The organism is Telluria sp. ZB4P36 (genome assembly GCF_059685865.1).
Genome location: NZ_JCASIE010000003.1, coordinates 223621 through 239913, shown reverse-complemented (window position 1 = coordinate 239913; position 16293 = coordinate 223621). Strand labels below are relative to the sequence as shown.

Sequence of the window (16293 nt, the reverse complement as noted above, 5' to 3'; positions counted from 1 at the left end):
CTCAGTCCAATACGGTATCAAGAGGGGTGCCACGAACTGGGAAATCCAGATGGGCTGGTTCGAGCGCCGGGCAGACGGTCTGCTTGCACTCGATGGTCATGGCGGACAATTGCAGGCCGCGGCGGCAGGCCAGGCCGAGATCGGTCTCGCCGCTGTGCAGCGACCAGCACACGGCGGCGGCAAAGGCGTCACCCGCGCCGGTGACGTCGACGACGTTGACCGCCGGCGCATCCAGGCGCATCACGCCGCCGGGCGAGGTGTACATGACGCCGCAGGCGCCGCGCGTGACGATCAGGTCCTGCACGCCCCGGCGCTGCAGTTCGAGGCAGGCCGCGCCGATGGCGGCGTCGCCGTCCAGCGGGCGGCCGACGCGGGTCGCCAGCTCGCCTTCGTTCAAGATCAGGAGACGCAGGCCGGACAGGTTCTCGGGCAGGCGCGCCATCTTCGGCTCGGACACGGCCACCAGCACCAGCGCAAGGCCATCGCGCGCCGTGTCGGCGAGCAGGGCGGCGATGCTGTCGAGCGGAAGATTCAGGTCGGCGACCACCAGCGCGGCGCTGGCGCGCTGCTGCCGGCGCGTCGCCAGGAAGGCCGGGCTCAGGCTGTCGTTGAGGGCCATGTCGGCCAGCGCCACCACCATTTCGCCGTCCTGGTCGAGCACCGCGGTATAGGTGCCGCTGCTGACGCCGTCCAGGCGCAGGGCGCCGCGGGTGTCGATGCCGGCGTCTTCGGCGTGGGCCAGCAGGGCACGGCCCGAGGCGTCGTTGCCGACCGCCGTGATCAGTGCCACCGGCACCCCCAGGCGCGCCAGGTTCTCGGCGATATTGCGGGCCACGCCGCCGAAGGATTCGTCCTGGGTGGCCGGATTCGAGGTGCCGAGCGCGAGTTTCCTGATGCTGCGCAGCTTGCGGTCGAGGTTGGAAGCGCCGATGCACAGGACCGGGCGCTGGTCCGGCAGCACGTAGGCGCGCCCCAGGATGCGGCGTTCGCGCACCAGGGTGGCGATGTAGTTGGCCACGGCCGAGCGCGACAGCCCCAGCTGGGTCGCAAGGTCCTGCTGCGAAATGAAGGGATTCGCGCGGATCAGCTCGTACAACTGTTCTTTCTTGGGCAGCTCGGTCACGGTCTTCGGTGGTTTAAACAATTGTTCATCGATACTAGACAAATGTTTGACAAGTGTCAAAGCATATCGGTGCATGCCAACAATACACCCTTCGATTTATTTTTTAAACCAATAAATCGATAAGAAAAATGGTATTTGCCATACATATTGGCCCTCATGCATAGTTATAATATTCCGGCTGATATGTGCCTCTCGCTTACTTTTCAGTAGCAACTCTTTGCGATTCGGTGCCAGCCTCCTCACATCTCCCCGACTCCGCACACAAGGACCACCATGTTCAGCAACACCCCATTTGAAGCAGCAGAAGTCATCAAGGCCCGCAAACCCGGTTTCGCGCCGCGCGCCGCACTGATCCTGGGCTCGGGCCTGGGCGTGCTGGCCGAGCAGATGCTTGACGCGGTCTCGATCAGCTATGCCGACCTGCCGGGCTTCCCGATCAGCACCGTGCACGGCCACGCGGGCGAACTGGTGCTGGGCACCCTGGCCGGCGTGCCGGTGGTGTGCATGAAGGGCCGCGGCCACTTCTACGAAGGCTATGGCGCAGCCGTGATGACCTCCGCCGTGCGCACCTTCAAGCTGATCGGCTGCGAGATGCTGCTGGTGACCAATGCCGCCGGCTCGCTGCGTCCCGAAGTGGACGCAGGCAGCGTCGTGGTCCTGAGCGACCACATCAACCTGCTGCCGGGCAGCCCGATGGCCGGCCCGAACGACGAACGCTTCGGCCCGCGCTTCTTCAGCATGGCCAATGCCTACGACGCCGAGCTGCGCGCCATGATCAAGGAAACCGCGGCAAGCAAGGGCATCACCCTGAACGAAGGCGTCTACCTGGCCTGCCCGGGCCCGAACTTCGAAACCGCCGCCGAAATCCGTGCCTTCAAGGCGCTCGGCGCCGACGTGGTCGGCATGTCGGTGGTGCCGGAAGTGATCTCGGCACGCCACTGCGGCCTGAAAGTGGCCGGCATCTCGGCCATCACCAACCTGGCCGAGGGCCTGACCCCGTTCCCGCTGTCGCACGAGCAGACCCTGAAGTACGCCGCGGTCGCGGCCAAGGACCTGGTCACCCTGATCCATTCCTTCATCGAGCGCCTCGGTTCCACCCCGCGCGCCGCTTAATTCATTCCAGCGAGATTCCATGTCACGCGCATTCATCCTCCTGCTTGACTCGTTCGGCCTGGGCGCCTTGCCCGACGCCGACAAGTACGGCGACGCAGGCGCCAACACCTTCGGCCACATCGCCGCATGGGCAGCGAAAGAGGGCAAGCCGATGGCGCTGCCCAACCTTGAGCGCCTCGGCCTGGCGGCCGCCGCGCACAAGGCCAGCGGCGAGTGGGCCGCGGGCTTCGGCCGGCGCGAGGGCTTCACCGGCGCCTGGGGCGTCGCGCGCGAGCAGTCGACCGGCAAGGACACGCAGAGCGGCCACTGGGAAATCGCCGGCGTGCCGGTGCTGTTCGACTGGGGCTACTTCCCGAAGACCGTGCCGTCCTTCCCGAAAGAGCTGACCGACAAGCTGCAAGAGCTGACGGGCGTGCCGGGCTGGCTGGGCAACTGCCACGCCTCCGGCACCACCATCATCGACGAGCTGGGCGACGAGCACGTCGCCAGCGGCAAGCCGATCCTGTACACCTCGGCCGACTCGGTGCTGCAGATCGCCGCCCACGAAGAGCACTTCGGCCTCGAGCGCCTGTACGAGGTCTGCGAAGCGGCGTATGAACTGGTCAAGCCCTACAACATCGGCCGTGTGATCGCGCGTCCCTTCCTGGGCGAGAACGGCAAGTACAAGCGCACCTCCAATCGCCACGACTACGCCGTGCCGCCGACCGCGCCGACCCTGCTCGACCACGTCAAGGACGCGGGCGGCGAAGTCATCGCACTGGGCAAGATCAGCGACATCTTCGCGGCCCAGGGCGTGACCCAGCTGATCAAGGGTGTCGACAACATGGCCCTGTTCGACCGCCTGGTCGAAGTGGCCGACACCGCACCTTCGAGGTCGCTCACTTTCGTGAACTTCGTCGACTTCGACATGCACTTCGGCCACCGCCGCGACGTCGCCGGCTATGCGAACGCGCTGCACGAGCTGGACGCGCGCCTCCCGGAATTCATGGACAAGCTGCAGGATGGCGACCTGGTCGTCATCACCGCCGACCACGGCTGCGACCCGACCGCGCCGGGCTCGGACCACACCCGCGAGCACATCCCGATGATCTTCTTCGGCCCGACGGTCGCGCCGCAAGAACTGCCGATCGCAAACACCTTCTCGGACATCGGCGCAACCCTTGCCAAGCACCTTGGCGTCAAACCACTTTCGAACGGAACCGCACTGCTATGACCCAGCCCCTGGATTTCAAACGTAATACCGCCGTCGGCCTCGACCTCGGCCTGGTCAAGCACGTCAAGGTGAACCGCAACGCGGCCGACCGCCGCGCCGCCAGCCTGGCCAACCGCCGCACCGTCAAGAAGGAATACCAGGCCGCCTGGCTGATCCGCGCCGTCGAGTGCATGGACCTGACCACCCTGGGTGGCGACGACACCCCGGGCCGCGTCGAGCGCCTGTGCATGAAGGCGATGCGCCCGCTGCGCGCCGACCTGATGCAGGCCCTGGGCCTGGAATCGCTCACCACCGGCGCCGTCTGCGTGTACCACGAGATGATCGGGCCGGCCGTCAAGATCCTGCAGGGCCGCCTGCCGATCGCCGCGGTGTCGACCGCCTTCCCGGCCGGCCTGTCGAGCCTCGAGACCAAGCTGCGCGAGATCGAACTGTCGGTGGCCGCCGGCGCGACCGAGATCGACATCGTGATCACCCGCCAGCACGTCTTGACCGGCAACTGGCAAGCCCTGTACGACGAGATGCTGGCCTACCGCCAGGCCTGCGGCGAAGCGCACGTGAAGGCGATCCTCGCCACCGGCGACATCGTCACCCTGGACAACGTGGCCAAGGCCTCGATGGTCTGCATGATGGCCGGCGCCGACTTCATCAAGACCTCGACCGGCAAGGAAGGCGTCAACGCCACCATCCCGGTCTCGCTGGTGATGACCCGCGCGATCCGCGACTACTACGAGCAGACCGGTTTCCAGGTCGGCTACAAGCCGGCTGGCGGTGTGAGCACCGCCAAGGCCGCGCTGCAGTACCTGACCGTGATGAAGGAAGAACTCGGGAACGACTGGCTGCAGCCGCACCTGTTCCGCATCGGTGCATCGAGCCTGATGACCGACATCGAACGCCAGCTCGAACACTACGTGACCGGCAACTACTCGGCCGCCCATCGCCACGCGCAACCATAAAACAGCATCGGATTCGTCATGCCAACTATTAAAGAGATTCTTCAGACTATGGATTACGGCCCCGCACCAGAAAGCACCAAGGAAGCAAATGCGTGGCTGGACCAGCATGGACGCCGTTTTGGCCTGTTCATCGACGGCGCGTGGACCGAAGCGGCGACTACTTTCGCCACCAGCAACCCGGCCGACGCCAATGAGCTGGCCCAGGTGACGCAAGCCACCGCGGACGACGTGGAACGCGCCGTGCAGGCCGCGCGCCGCGCGCAGCCGGGCTGGGTGGCCCTGGGCGGCCATGGCCGCGCGCGCGTCATGTACGCGCTGGCGCGCCTGCTGCAGAAGCACTCGCGCCTGTTCGCAGTGCTCGAGACCCTGGACAACGGCAAGACCATCCGCGAAACCCGCGATGCCGACCTGCCGCTGGCCGCGCGCCACTTCTACCACCATGCCGGCTGGGCCCAGCTGCAGTCGGAAGAATTCGCCGACTACCGCGCCGTGGGCGTGGTCGGCCAGATCGTGCCGTGGAATTTCCCGCTGCTGATGTTGGCATGGAAGATTGCCCCGGCCCTGGCCGCCGGTAACGCCATCGTGTTCAAGCCGGCCGAGTTCACGCCGCTGACCGCCTTGCTGTTCGCCGAGATCTGCCAGCAGGCCGGCGTGCCGGCGGGCGTGGTCAACATCGTCACCGGCGACGGCGCCGTGGGCGAAGCCATCGTCAACCACCCTGGCATCGACAAGCTGGCCTTCACCGGTTCGACCGAAGTCGGCCGCATCATCCGCAAGGCCACCGCCGGCACCGGCAAGAAGCTGTCGCTGGAACTGGGCGGCAAGTCGCCCTTCATCGTGTTCGACGATGCTGACCTGGATGCAGCCGTGGAAGGCCTGGTCGATTCGATCTGGTTCAACCAGGGCCAGGTCTGCTGCGCCGGTTCGCGCCTGCTGGTGCAGGAATCGGTCTACGACCGCTTCATCGCGAAAGTCAAAGCGCGGATGCAGAACCTGCGCGTCGGCTCGCCGCTGGATAAATCGAACGACATCGGCGCGCTGGTCGACCCGATCCAGCAGCAGCGCATCCACGCGCTGGTGGAATCGGCACGCACCGAGGGCTGCGAAGTGTGGCAGCCGGCCTGCGAAGCGCCGACAGCCGGCTCATGGTACCTGCCGACCCTGATCCTAGGGGCCTCGACCTCGGCCGCCGTCGCGCAAGCCGAAATCTTCGGCCCGGTGCTGGTGGCGATGAGCTTCCGCACCCCGAGCGAAGCCGTGCAGCTGGCGAACAACACCGTCTACGGCCTGGCCGCCTGCGTGTGGTCGGAATCGATCTCGCTGGCACTGGACGTGGCGCCGCAGATCAAGGCCGGCGTGGTGTGGATCAATACCGCCAACCAGTTCGACGCGGCCTGCGGCTTCGGCGGCTACAAGGAGTCGGGCTTCGGCCGCGAAGGCGGCAAGGAGGGCATGTACGAGTACCTGATCCCGCTGTCTGAAGACGCACGTCCGGCCGCGCCGGTCGTCGCTCGCATTTCGTCCGACCTGGGCCGCGTCAGGCCGTCGGAAGAGGGCAGCCCGTTTGCTGTCGACCGCACCGCCAAGCTGTACATCGGCGGCAAGCAGGCACGCCCGGACGGCGCCTACAGCCGCGCGATCAACGGCGCCAACGGCGCCTTCCTGGCCGACGTCGGCGAGGGCAACCGCAAGGACATCCGCAATGCCGTGGAAGCGGCGCACAAGGCCGCCGGCTGGTCGAAAGCCACCGCGCACAACCGCGCGCAAGTGCTGTATTACATGGCCGAGAACCTGGCGATCCGCGCCGACGAATTCGCCCAGCGCATCGCCGCGCAGACCGGTTCGAAGGACGCCGCGCGTGAAGTGCAGGCCTCGATCGAGCGCCTGTTCTACTGGGCCGCATGGTGCGACAAGTACGACGGCCAGGCCCACCAGCCGCCGATGCACGGCATCACCGTGGCGCTGAACGAGCCGGTCGGCGTGATCGGCATCATCTGCCCGAACGAGAACCCGCTGCTGGGCTTCATCTCGCTGGTCGCTCCGGCGCTCGCCCTGGGCAACCGCGTGGTGGCGGTGCCGTCGGAGGCGCATCCGCTCTCAAGCACCGACCTGTACCAGGTGCTGGATACCTCGGACCTGCCGGGCGGCGCGCTGAACATCGTGACCGGCTCCGCGTCGGAACTGGCGCGCACGCTGGCCTCGCACTCGGACGTGGACGCCGTGTGGCGCCACGACGGTTCGCTCGAGGGCTGCGCGGAAGTCGAGCGCCTGTCGGCCGAGTCGCTCAAGCGTACCTGGGTCGGCGGCGCCAAGGGCCGTGACTGGTTCGATGCGAAACAGGCTTGCGGCCGCACGGTGCTGCAGCATGCGAGCCAGGTGAAGAACGTATGGATCCCCTACGGCGTCTGAGGGGACCTCGATAAACCTACTGCGCTTCTCGGCCAACACTCCTTCCGCTCGCTACGGTTTCTCGAGGCCCAGTTACGTTCGTAGAAATTTGAAAAGAAAATCATGTTCCTCCCCCAAGAAATCGTCCGCAAAAAGCGTGACGGCGGCGTCCTGAGTGCCGAAGAGATCCAGTTCTTCGTGCGCGGCATCCCGGACGGCAGCACCACCGAAGGCCAGATCGCCGCACTCGCGATGGCCGTCTACTTCAACGACATGAACATGGACGAACGCGTCGCCTTCACGCTGGCGATGCGCGATTCCGGCCTCGTCATGGAATGGAAATCCCTGGACCTGCCGGGTCCCGTGGTCGACAAGCACTCGACCGGCGGCGTCGGCGACGTGGTCTCGCTCATGCTCGGCCCGATGATCGCGGCCTGCGGCGGCTACGTGCCGATGATCTCGGGCCGCGGCCTGGGCCACACCGGCGGCACCCTCGACAAGTTCGATTCGATCCCCGGCTACAGCACCGTCCCTAGCCCGGACAAGTTCCGCCAGGTCGTCAAGGACGTGGGCGTGGCCATCATCGGCCAGACCGCCCAGCTGGCGCCGGCCGACAAGCGCTTCTACAGCATCCGCGACACCACGGCGACCGTGGAATCGGTGGCCATGATCACCGGTTCGATCCTGTCGAAGAAGCTGGCCGCCGGCCTCGATGCGCTGGTGATGGACGTGAAGGTCGGCAGCGGCGCCTTCATGCCGACCTACGACAAATCGGTGGAGCTGGCCGAGAGCATCGTCCACGTCGGCAACGGCGCGGGCACCCGCACCTCGGCCATCCTGACCGGCATGAACGAATCGCTGTGCCACGCCGCCGGCAACGCCGTCGAAGTGCGCGTCGCGATCGACTACCTGACGGGTAAATCGCGCCCGGCGCGCCTGCATGAAGTGACGATGGCGCTGTGCGCCGAGATGCTGGTCATCTCGGGCATCGCCGCCAACGACGCTGAGGCACGCGCCAGGCTGCAGGCGGCACTCGACTCCGGCGAAGCGGCCGAACGCTTCGCACGCATGGTCACGGCCCTGGGCGGTCCGGCCGACCTGATGGACAAGCCGGATGCGCACCTGGAGACCGCACCGGTGATCGTGCCGGTACCGGCGCTGCAGGCGGGTTACGCGAGCTCGGTCGATACCCGTGGCCTGGGCCTGGCCGTGGTGGCGCTGGGCGGCGGCCGCGTGCGTCCGCAGGATTCGATCGACTTCGCCGTCGGTCTCACCAATCTGGTGGAACTGGGCGACACGATCGCGGTCGGACAGCCGCTGGCGATGGTGCATGCACGTACCCAGGACGCCGCCGGGCAGGCGGTGCGCCAGGTGCAGGCGGCTTACCAGATCGGCGCCGACAAGCCGGTTGCCGAACCGATGATCTACAAGACCATTCGTCCTTGAGGATCCCGGGCATGAAATACGCAAAACTGATCGATGAAGCCCGCGCCGCGCGCGAGCTGGCCTACACCCCGTACTCGAAGTTCCAGGTCGGCGCCGCGCTGGAGTGCAAGGACGGCCGCATCTTCCGCGGCTGCAACGTGGAGAACGCGTCCTACGGCCTGTGCAACTGCGCCGAGCGCACCGCCTTCTTCAGCGCCATCGCGCACGGCTACAAGCCGGGCGACTTCAGCGCGCTGGCCGTGATCGGCCAGACCGACGGCCCGATCGCCCCCTGCGGCGCCTGCCGCCAGGTGATCCTGGAACTGGGCGGCAATGCGCTGCCGGTGGTGCTGACCAACCTGAAGGGTGACGTGTTCGAGACGACGGCGGCCGAGCAGCTGCCGAATGCCTTTGGCGGCAGGGACCTGAACTAGCACGTCCCAGGTTCACACCTGACACGAAGCGCTGTTCGCGGAAACGCGGCAGCGCTTTTTTATTGCGTCGGATTATTCCGAATGCGAGCTCTTGTGTAGTCGACTGCCTGATCCTTCTCAAGTGCAACAAAAGAATCCCGACGTGTAATCGCAGGAATCACTGCACGAAGGGAGACGCCGATGTCAGCACCTGACACCAGCCTGTTTGCTTCATTCACGCGCTTCACCCAGGACACGCGCCTGATCCGGCTGCACACCGCACTGGGCGAGGACCTGGTGGCGGAATGCGTCCACGGCGAGGAAGCCATCAGCAGGGGCTACTGTTTCCGCATCGATGCGCTGTCGACGGATGCCCATGTATCCCTCAGGACGCTGGTCGGGCAGCCGGCGCTGGTGCAGCTCCTGACCGCAGACAGCCATGCCGCGCTGCGTCCCTTCCACGGCTACGTCACCGCGGCCGAAATGACGGGCGCGAACGGCGGTTTCGCGCGCTACGTCCTCACCGTCGAACCCTGGAGCCAGTTCCTGTCGCTGGGCCGCGACAGCCGGATCTTCCAGGACATGAGCGTGTTCGACATCCTGGACGTGGTCTTCGGCGGCTACGCGGGACGGGGCCGGATTGCGCCCGCATGGCGCTTCGAACTCGCCGACCGATCCGTCTATCCGAAGCGCAGCCTCACCACCCAGTACCAGGAAAGCGATCTCGCCTTCGTCGAACGGCTGATGCACGAGGAAGGCCTGTTCTACTTCTACGAACACAGCGGCGATCCGGAAAGCGCCTCGCTGGGAAGCCATACCATGGTCGTCGCGGACCACAACGGGGCGTTCACGCCGAATGCCCGGTCTTCCGTCGCGTTCACCCGGCCCGGTGCGGTCATGAAGGCCGACAGCATCGACCGCTGGCGCAGCGAAGTGCGCCTGTCGACCAATGCCATCGAGATGGGCAGCTGGGACTACCGAAGCGCGCGCCGGCGCCAGGTGGCGGCAGGGGGAGCCGGCGAGCTGTCCTTGTGCAGCCGCGATTGTCCGGGCCTGTATGCCTGGGAGGACCGCGAACAGGGCGAGCGCATCGCCGGCAACCAGATCGACGCGATCGAGGCGGCGCGGCGGCTCCACGTCGGCGCGGGGACCGTGCGGTCGTTCGGACCGGGCACCACCTTCACCCTGCACGGCCATGCGGAGGTCGACCGGGCCGACCACGACGACGGGCGCACTTTCCTCATCCTGCGCACGGTGCACCTGATGCACAACAACCTGAGCGCGGACATGCTCGACGGGGTCGCCAAGCTGCTGGGGCAGGGCGCCGTGGCGCGGACGGGGACGGAAGAGCCGATGTTGAAGGCGCTCCGGCCCGGCGCTGAACGGCCGCTGTACCGCAACCGGATCGACGCGATCCCGGCGAGCCTGCCTTACCGCAGCAGCGCGACCGATGGACATGGCCAGCTCCTGCATCCGCGTCCGACGGTGCATGGCCAGCAGACCGCGATCGTGGTCGGCCCGCCAGGTGCGGTGATCCACACGGACCGGGACCACCGGATCAAGCTGCAGTTCCACTGGCAGCGCGGCGTTTCCAGCCACAGCCGTCTGGCGCATGCTTTTCCGGAAGGTCATACCGGTGCGCCCGGCGACGACACGGCCAGCACCTGGGTCCGGGTGGCGACGTCGATGGCAGGGGCGAACTGGGGCAGCAATATGCTGCCGCGGATCGGCCAGGAAGTGCTGGTCGATTTTCTCGAAGGCGATATCGACCGGCCGGTGGTGATCGGCAGCCTGTACAACGGACGCGGGCAGGTGGACGCCCAGCATAACCAGGTCGCACACGGGGCCGGGGCTGCGACCGGCAATGCGCCGCCCTGGTTTCCAGGTGAAGGCGGCGGGCATGCGCATCCTGCTGTGCTGTCGGGCTTCAAGTCGCAAGCCATGCAGGGCAGTCAGGCTGGCAACGGCGCCTACAACCAGCTGGTGTTCGACGACACGCCAGGGCAGGCGCGCATTGGCTTGCAGCATCATGCGAAGCAGCATGACGGTGCTGCCGAACTGAATCTGGGGCATTTGCGGCACCAGAGCGACAACGAGCGCTTGCAGACCGTCGGCTTCGGTGCGGAACTGAAGACGGCAAACAGCGTCGCGCTGCGGGCGGGGCAGGGGATGCTGTTGTCGACGGATGCGCGTAATGGTGGGCGCGGCAACCAGCTCGACTCGCGCGAGGCGGTGAGCCAGGTCGAGGAGAGTCATCAGTTGCAGGTTTCAATTGCAGCGTTGGCGCAGAAGCACAACGCGAAGCTGAAGGATGAGGCTGGTCCGGAAGAGCTGGCGGCGATCAAGCAGATGGCGCATAGCGCTGAAGTGCTCAACGCGACAGCTGGCTCGCCGCAGCCTGTGGAAGCATATAGCGAACCGCATCTACAGCTGTCGAGTCCGGCAGGGATTGTTGCCACCACGCCAGCGGACGCAGTGCTGTCGGCGGGGACGACGAGCAGCATCGTGGCGGGACAGGACATCAACATGGTCGCGCAGGGGAGCATGTCCACGCTCGTGGCGAGCGGCATCAGCCTGTTCACGTATGGGAAGGCGACCAACAAGGAGAAGCCGAATCAGGAGGTGGGGATCAAGCTGCACGCGGCGAGCGGGAAGCTGAGCAGTCAAAGTCAGTCTGGGGCGACTTCGCTGACGGCGGACAAGAAGGTCACGGTGGCGAGCGTTACCAAATCGGTGTCGATTTCGGCGCCGACGAAGCATGTACTGCTGACGGCGCAAGGGGCGTATATCAAGCTGGAGGGCGGGAATATTGAGGTTCATGCGCCGGGGAATGTTGAATTCAATGCCAGTAAGAAAGAATTATCCGGGCCAAAGATCATCAATATCGTCGCGCCGCGATTTCCCAAACCCTAGGCAATTATCACAACTGAGAAACCAGTCTTTAGTCAACGTTTTGACTTGTCACATCTTGCTTTAAATCATCCTCTCGGGTTTTCGTCCGAACATCTGCCATATGAGGTATTTGATGCTAACGGGAAATTCATAACCTCTGGAACAACAGATAAAAACGGAATGACGGACCGGATTCTAACGAATAGCGAAACTGAATTGACTGTTTTTATCGGCGCGGGATCATGGGAAGTTGAAGAGTATATAGAGTTTGATGAGTCGCTTCTAACCGAGCAAATTCCATGAGCTGTGAAATATGTGTGCACTGGTGAATTCAGGAAATATTTCCGGTTGACCTAACATATTAAATCATGTCTGATACGAAAAATGTCTCACTGCAAGTCTTGATATTGGATGCCGACCGTAATCCTATAAAGACTTTCCTACAGACTCTATTTTAATGGGGCTATGATCTCTGGCGATACGGGAGTTGATGGCTTGACAAGAAAGCTAACACTGGCTCCGAGCGGCAAAGTCGAGATAGCAATCGAACGGATAGACAAATCGATTAAGACGATTGCACAAGTCGTAGCTGGGAACGCAAACAAGCTGGTTACATTGGTTAGCCCCCGCGTTAAAATTGCCAGCCCAACCCTACCACATTCGACGTCAACTCCCGGGCAGACCCCCAGTAGAAGGGACGCCACGCCTCCAATCTATGACCCCGGAAAATTAAAAGCGCCAACGAACAAACAGGGATTTGGTCCGAAAGTCGAGCAAACAAGAAATAAAGAAGGGAACTCTGTCGCGAAAGTGGAGGGTGATATACCAAACCTTGAATTCCTAGATGAATTTAACGGTGAGGAAATGTGCGACGCAGACTACTTATTGGCCGCAAAAACACTTGGAATTGAGCATGCTGCTATAAAAGCATTCGCTATTGTCGAGGCGGAAGATGAAGGGTTTTTTAAGCTGGGTGATAAAATCGTTCCAAAGATCCTTTACGAGAGACACCGATTCGCCAAGTTCACCGATAATGCGTACAGCAAACTCAATCCCGATATTTCGCTACCTTGCGGGTACTACAATAATAAGGATCGCTACGTTTTGACGGATGCCGTACACAAGAAGAAACGCAATATTCCGAAAGATGTCTCTTACTATCGCGCCGTTAATAAGAAAGATAGTGACGAGACAATAGCGCAAGCGGCCCATTTCAAAGACCTACTCAACGAAGGGAAATTGGAACGTGCGGACCATGTATATCTCAAGGATGTAGGAAGTTATAAAAGGCTGATCAAGGCGTACGCACTTGATCCCACGGCTGCGCTGCAAAGCTGTTCTTGGGGAACTTTTCAGATTATGGGGGAGTACTGGCAAGCGATGGGGTATGCAAGTGCAGTTGAATTCGCAAAATCCATGTCGCGCTCTCCGAAAGAGCAGATCAAAGCTTTTGTTTTGTATATCGAAAAAGTAAATCCAAAAATAAAAAGAGCTATTGCACTCAAAGGATTGGGACGCAGTCGCCTGTGCATACAATGGGCCTAACTATAAAGTCAATGAATATCATGTGAAGCTCCGTTATGAGTACGAGAAAGCCAAGCGGGAGAAGTTATGAAGAAGATGATGCTGATGGTATTAACGGTGCTGGGCACTTTTATTGGATCGTTCGCGCTTGCCGATGAGCTAAGCTCCTCGGCGAAATCGGAGATATCGGATAATCCATTTGTGGCATACGGATACAATCCTAAGACAAAGGTCTTGTCCGGATACCTCGCAGCGTTCAGGACGGCGCCAGGCAGGACGGATGAATGCAAAGTGGTGTTTAGCGGAAATGGAGGTAACTGGTCTGTCAAATATCAGGAAGACATTTGGGTGCCTGCAAGCCAGACTGGACAAAATAACGACTTTTCAATAACAACCGAAAGGAACGAAATTTATTTACATTTTAGTAAAGAATTCATGGGTGGGGATTGTGAATGGATACTCCCATTTAAAGTCGGTCCGCGTGTGCGTGAAACTGCCGACAAAGTCATCGTAACCATGAAGGTTTGGCAATCCGGTGATTGGATTGGGGTCTATGTAATCGGTGCAAAGAAGGCGAACTTCCATAGCGAACCAAATAAGGCTTGGGTGAGGAACGCATACCTGATCGGAGGCAACGTTATTTATGTCTACGACGAGCGGCCTGATTGGTATTTTGTTCAATACGATAATGGAAAAAAGAAGACAACCGGATGGATCAGAAAAATTGACACGGTCCAACCGTGATTCATCGACTGTCGACAGGAATGTTGCTATTGCGTAAGAGGCTCATAGTCGATCAACCACAACATCAGCGAGAATTACGCTCAGGTAGGTAACTCCGCTTGAAAACGCCGCGAGGCGCACAACATGCAGTTGTGATCACGTTTTCGATGAGGAGCACCACCATGAGCCCATCCGATACCCAAAAGCTGCATGATTTCCTCGGCCAGCTCGTCCAGGCCCGGGGCATCCAGAAAGACCCCGAAGCCGACGCGCTCATCCAGCGCGCGGTCGCCCAGCAACCCGACGCTGCCTACCTGCTGGTCCAGCGCGCCCTCTTGATGGAACAGGCCCTGGACAGCGCAAGATCCCAGATCGCCGCACTGGAACGCCAGCTGCAGCAACAGCAGCGCCATGGCGGCAGCTTCCTCGATCCACACTCGTGGGGACATCGCCGGCATGCGAGCCATCCGCAATCCCAGCACATGCATTACCAGCATGCCGGCATGGGTTCGATGGGCCAGGGCATGGGCGGCTTCCTGCGCGGCGGCGGAGGTGGGGGATTGCTGGGTTCGATCGCGGCAACGGCCGCCGGCGTGGCAGCGGGCAGCTTTCTCTTCCACGGCCTCGACAACCTGTTCCACGACCATGACGGCAGCGGTGCGGCCCACCTGCTGGGCGGCGAGAACCAGGCGGGTAGCGACCTGTCGGGCAGCGCACTGGCCGACCAGGCCGGCCTGAACGACATCGGCACCGGCGACGGCCTGCTCGGCGCCGAAGCTGGCATCGAAGGCAGCGGCGGTTTCTTCGACGGCGACGGCTCCGACGAAGGCCTGTTCGGCTGAGCGCGGCCTAAGGAAAACCCGTCACATCTGCTGGAACAGATGCCCGTGATTGCGGCTGACTTCCAGCTCGTCCGGGAAGCCGCGCAGCCTGAGCATCTGCCGTCCGCGCACGTCGCGGACCACTTCGGCGATCGCATCCACCCGCACCAGGGTCGAGCGGTGGATGCGCCAGAACTCGTCCGGGTCCAGCTCGTCCGCCAGTTCCTTGAGCGTCTTGCGGATCAGGAGCTGGGCGGTGGCGGTCTGGACGCAGGTGTACTTGTCGTCGGACTGGAAGAACAGGATCTCGCGCGTGCTGACCATGCGCAGGCTGCCGCCCACCTGCGCCTGGATCCAGCGCAGGTAGCTCGGCTTGGCCGCTCCCCCTTGCTTCAGCAGCGTGCCCAGTTCGGCCAGCTGCGCGCCGATGTCTTGCGGCGAGCGGTGCAGGCGCGCGCGCAGGCGCTCGCAGGTGGTCTGCAGCCGTGCCGGCGTCACCGGTTTCAGCAGGTAGTCGATCGCGCCCTGTTCGAAGGCGTCCAGCGCATATTGGTCGTAGGCGGTCGCGAACACGATGTGGCAGCGGTCGTAGAGCTGGCGGGCGGCATCGATGCCGCCCATGCCCGGCATGCGGATGTCGAGGAAGGCGATGTCCGGCTTGTGCCGCGCGGCCAGCTCCAGCGCCTCGGCACCGTTGGCTGCTTCGGCGACCACGCGCAGTTCGGGCCAGGCTTCAAGCAGGCGCATGCGCAGCTGGTCGCGCATCGGCGCCTCGTCGTCGGCGATCAGGGCAGTCACGGTCATCAGTCGAACTCCGTCATGCGGTAGGGCAGGCGGATCGAGGCGCAGGCGCCGCCGCCAGGCGGCATCTCGATCACCAGCTCGGCATCCTTGCCGTACAGGAGCGCGAGCCGTTCACGGATGTTGGCCAGGCCCACGCCTTCGTCGGCATGCAGGTCGATGCCGACACCATCGTCGCACACGTCCACGTGCAGCGTGGCGACTTCGACGTGGGCGCGGATGGTGATGGTGCCGCCGGCCACCTTCGGCTCCAGCCCGTGCTTGATCGAGTTCTCGATCAGGGTCTGCAGCATCATCGGCGGGAAGGGCGCGCTGCCGAGGAAATCGGGCACCTCGAAGCGCACTGCCAGGCGTTCCTTCATGCGTGCCTGCATGATGGACAGGTAGGCGCGCGACAGTTCGACCTGCTTGCCGAGCGTGCCCTGCGTACCGCCTCCGCCTGCGCGCATCTGCGGCAGCGAGGAGCGCAGGTATTCGATCAGGTGCGCATGCACGCGCGCCGCTTCCTTCGGGTCGGTCTCGATCAGCTGGCCGATCAGGGCCAGCGTATTGAACAGGAAGTGCGGTTCGACCTGGGCCTGCAGCGTGGCCATCTGCGCTTCCATCAGGCGGCGCTCCAGGGTCGCCACGTTGGCCTTGTCGGCGGCTTCGCGGGCGGTGAGTTCGGCGCGGCGCTTGCCGCCGGCCAGCACCTTGACGCCGAAGGAGATCAGGATGAACCACACCGCCGGTTCGGTCAGCTGGAAGGAGATGCCGAACACGAAGACGATGAACCAGGTTACGTACAGCTTGCGCCACTCGACCAGGGCCAGCCAGTCGAAGAAGCTCCACCACAGGGCGCTGGCTTCGCTGACGGCTTCGCGCACGAAGTCGACTGCACGGTTGATCGGGGCGGCGGTCATGG

The 16293-nt window shown here is 63.2% G+C and carries 14 protein-coding genes; 11 read left to right on the top strand and 3 right to left on the bottom strand.

Annotation, left to right across the window (positions count from 1 at the left end; genetic code table 11):
* Position 1 precedes the first annotated feature (1 nt).
* Entirely contained in the window at positions 2-1123 is a 1122-nt protein-coding gene (locus AC56LK_RS06295) for a carbohydrate kinase (RefSeq protein ID WP_497183948.1), read from the bottom strand.
* Between the two features lie 273 nt (positions 1124-1396).
* Here AC56LK_RS06295 and xapA point away from each other — a divergent pair, with 273 nt between their 5' ends.
* The 11 genes from xapA (at position 1397) to AC56LK_RS06240 (ending at position 14609) form a co-directional block, all read left to right on the top strand.
* Positions 1397-2236 carry a xanthosine phosphorylase gene (gene xapA / locus AC56LK_RS06290; protein ID WP_497183708.1) on the top strand — a complete coding sequence of 280 codons (840 nt, stop codon included), beginning with the start codon at positions 1397-1399 and terminating at the stop codon, positions 2234-2236.
* 19 nt (positions 2237-2255) lie between these two features.
* Positions 2256-3449 (top strand): phosphopentomutase, encoded by a 1194-nt coding sequence (locus AC56LK_RS06285; RefSeq protein ID WP_497183707.1) that lies wholly within the window; start codon positions 2256-2258, stop codon positions 3447-3449.
* Positions 3446-4402: a deoxyribose-phosphate aldolase gene (gene deoC / locus AC56LK_RS06280; RefSeq protein WP_497183706.1), complete on the top strand. Its 957-nt coding sequence runs from the start codon at positions 3446-3448 to the stop codon at positions 4400-4402. The genes AC56LK_RS06285 and deoC overlap by 4 nt, the downstream gene beginning before the upstream one ends.
* Positions 4403-4420: 18 nt before the next feature.
* Positions 4421-6811 (top strand): aldehyde dehydrogenase family protein, encoded by a 2391-nt coding sequence (locus AC56LK_RS06275; RefSeq protein ID WP_497183705.1) that lies wholly within the window; start codon positions 4421-4423, stop codon positions 6809-6811.
* Between the two features lie 102 nt (positions 6812-6913).
* Positions 6914-8236: a thymidine phosphorylase gene (deoA, locus tag AC56LK_RS06270; protein ID WP_497183704.1), complete on the top strand. Its 1323-nt coding sequence runs from the start codon at positions 6914-6916 to the stop codon at positions 8234-8236.
* 11 nt (positions 8237-8247) lie between these two features.
* Positions 8248-8649 (top strand): cytidine deaminase, encoded by a 402-nt coding sequence (locus tag AC56LK_RS06265; protein WP_436107314.1) that lies wholly within the window; start codon positions 8248-8250, stop codon positions 8647-8649.
* Between the two features lie 180 nt (positions 8650-8829).
* A complete protein-coding gene (locus AC56LK_RS06260) occupies positions 8830-11541 on the top strand; it encodes a type VI secretion system Vgr family protein (RefSeq protein WP_497183703.1) in 2712 nt (903 codons plus the stop codon).
* A 444-nt stretch (positions 11542-11985) separates the two neighbouring features.
* Positions 11986-13065: an N-acetylmuramidase domain-containing protein gene (locus AC56LK_RS06255; protein WP_497183702.1), complete on the top strand. Its 1080-nt coding sequence runs from the start codon at positions 11986-11988 to the stop codon at positions 13063-13065.
* A complete protein-coding gene (locus AC56LK_RS06250; RefSeq protein WP_497183701.1) occupies positions 13016-13135 on the top strand; it encodes an N-acetylmuramidase domain-containing protein in 120 nt (39 codons plus the stop codon). Before AC56LK_RS06255 ends, AC56LK_RS06250 begins: the two co-directional genes overlap by 50 nt.
* Complete coding sequence (locus tag AC56LK_RS06245) at positions 13132-13788, top strand: hypothetical protein (protein WP_497183700.1); 657 nt, start codon at positions 13132-13134, stop codon at positions 13786-13788. Before AC56LK_RS06250 ends, AC56LK_RS06245 begins: the two co-directional genes overlap by 4 nt.
* Before the next feature lie 161 nt (positions 13789-13949).
* The gene (locus tag AC56LK_RS06240) at positions 13950-14609 is read left to right on the top strand and encodes a DUF2076 family protein (protein WP_497183699.1); all 660 of its coding nucleotides are present in this window, start codon (positions 13950-13952) and stop codon (positions 14607-14609) included.
* A 21-nt stretch (positions 14610-14630) separates the two neighbouring features.
* Here AC56LK_RS06240 and AC56LK_RS06235 read toward each other — a convergent pair whose 3' ends face one another.
* Positions 14631-15392, bottom strand: coding sequence for a LytR/AlgR family response regulator transcription factor (locus tag AC56LK_RS06235; protein WP_497183698.1), 762 nt, complete (start codon positions 15390-15392; stop codon positions 14631-14633).
* Positions 15392-16291, bottom strand: a complete 900-nt coding sequence (locus tag AC56LK_RS06230; RefSeq protein ID WP_497183697.1) for a sensor histidine kinase — start codon at positions 16289-16291, stop codon at positions 15392-15394. Before AC56LK_RS06230 ends, AC56LK_RS06235 begins: the two co-directional genes overlap by 1 nt.
* Between the last annotated feature and the right edge of the window lie 2 nt (positions 16292-16293).

Bases quoted from the DNA above. Each gene is read 5' to 3' on its own strand.
- xapA (WP_497183708.1), top strand. From the start codon at position 1,397: ATGTTCAGCAACACCCCATTTGAAGCAGCAGAAGTCATCAAGGCCCGC.
- deoC (WP_497183706.1), top strand. From the start codon at position 3,446: ATGACCCAGCCCCTGGATTTCAAACGTAATACCGCCGTCGGCCTCGAC.
- AC56LK_RS06275 (WP_497183705.1), top strand. From the start codon at position 4,421: ATGCCAACTATTAAAGAGATTCTTCAGACTATGGATTACGGCCCCGCA.
- AC56LK_RS06235 (WP_497183698.1), bottom strand. From the start codon at position 15,392: ATGACCGTGACTGCCCTGATCGCCGACGACGAGGCGCCGATGCGCGAC.
- AC56LK_RS06260 (WP_497183703.1), top strand. From the start codon at position 8,830: ATGTCAGCACCTGACACCAGCCTGTTTGCTTCATTCACGCGCTTCACC.
- AC56LK_RS06255 (WP_497183702.1), top strand. From the start codon at position 11,986: ATGATCTCTGGCGATACGGGAGTTGATGGCTTGACAAGAAAGCTAACA.
- AC56LK_RS06245 (WP_497183700.1), top strand. From the start codon at position 13,132: ATGAAGAAGATGATGCTGATGGTATTAACGGTGCTGGGCACTTTTATT.
- AC56LK_RS06265 (WP_436107314.1), top strand. From the start codon at position 8,248: ATGAAATACGCAAAACTGATCGATGAAGCCCGCGCCGCGCGCGAGCTG.
- AC56LK_RS06240 (WP_497183699.1), top strand. From the start codon at position 13,950: ATGAGCCCATCCGATACCCAAAAGCTGCATGATTTCCTCGGCCAGCTC.
- deoA (WP_497183704.1), top strand. From the start codon at position 6,914: ATGTTCCTCCCCCAAGAAATCGTCCGCAAAAAGCGTGACGGCGGCGTC.
- AC56LK_RS06285 (WP_497183707.1), top strand. From the start codon at position 2,256: ATGTCACGCGCATTCATCCTCCTGCTTGACTCGTTCGGCCTGGGCGCC.
- AC56LK_RS06230 (WP_497183697.1), bottom strand. From the start codon at position 16,291: ATGACCGCCGCCCCGATCAACCGTGCAGTCGACTTCGTGCGCGAAGCC.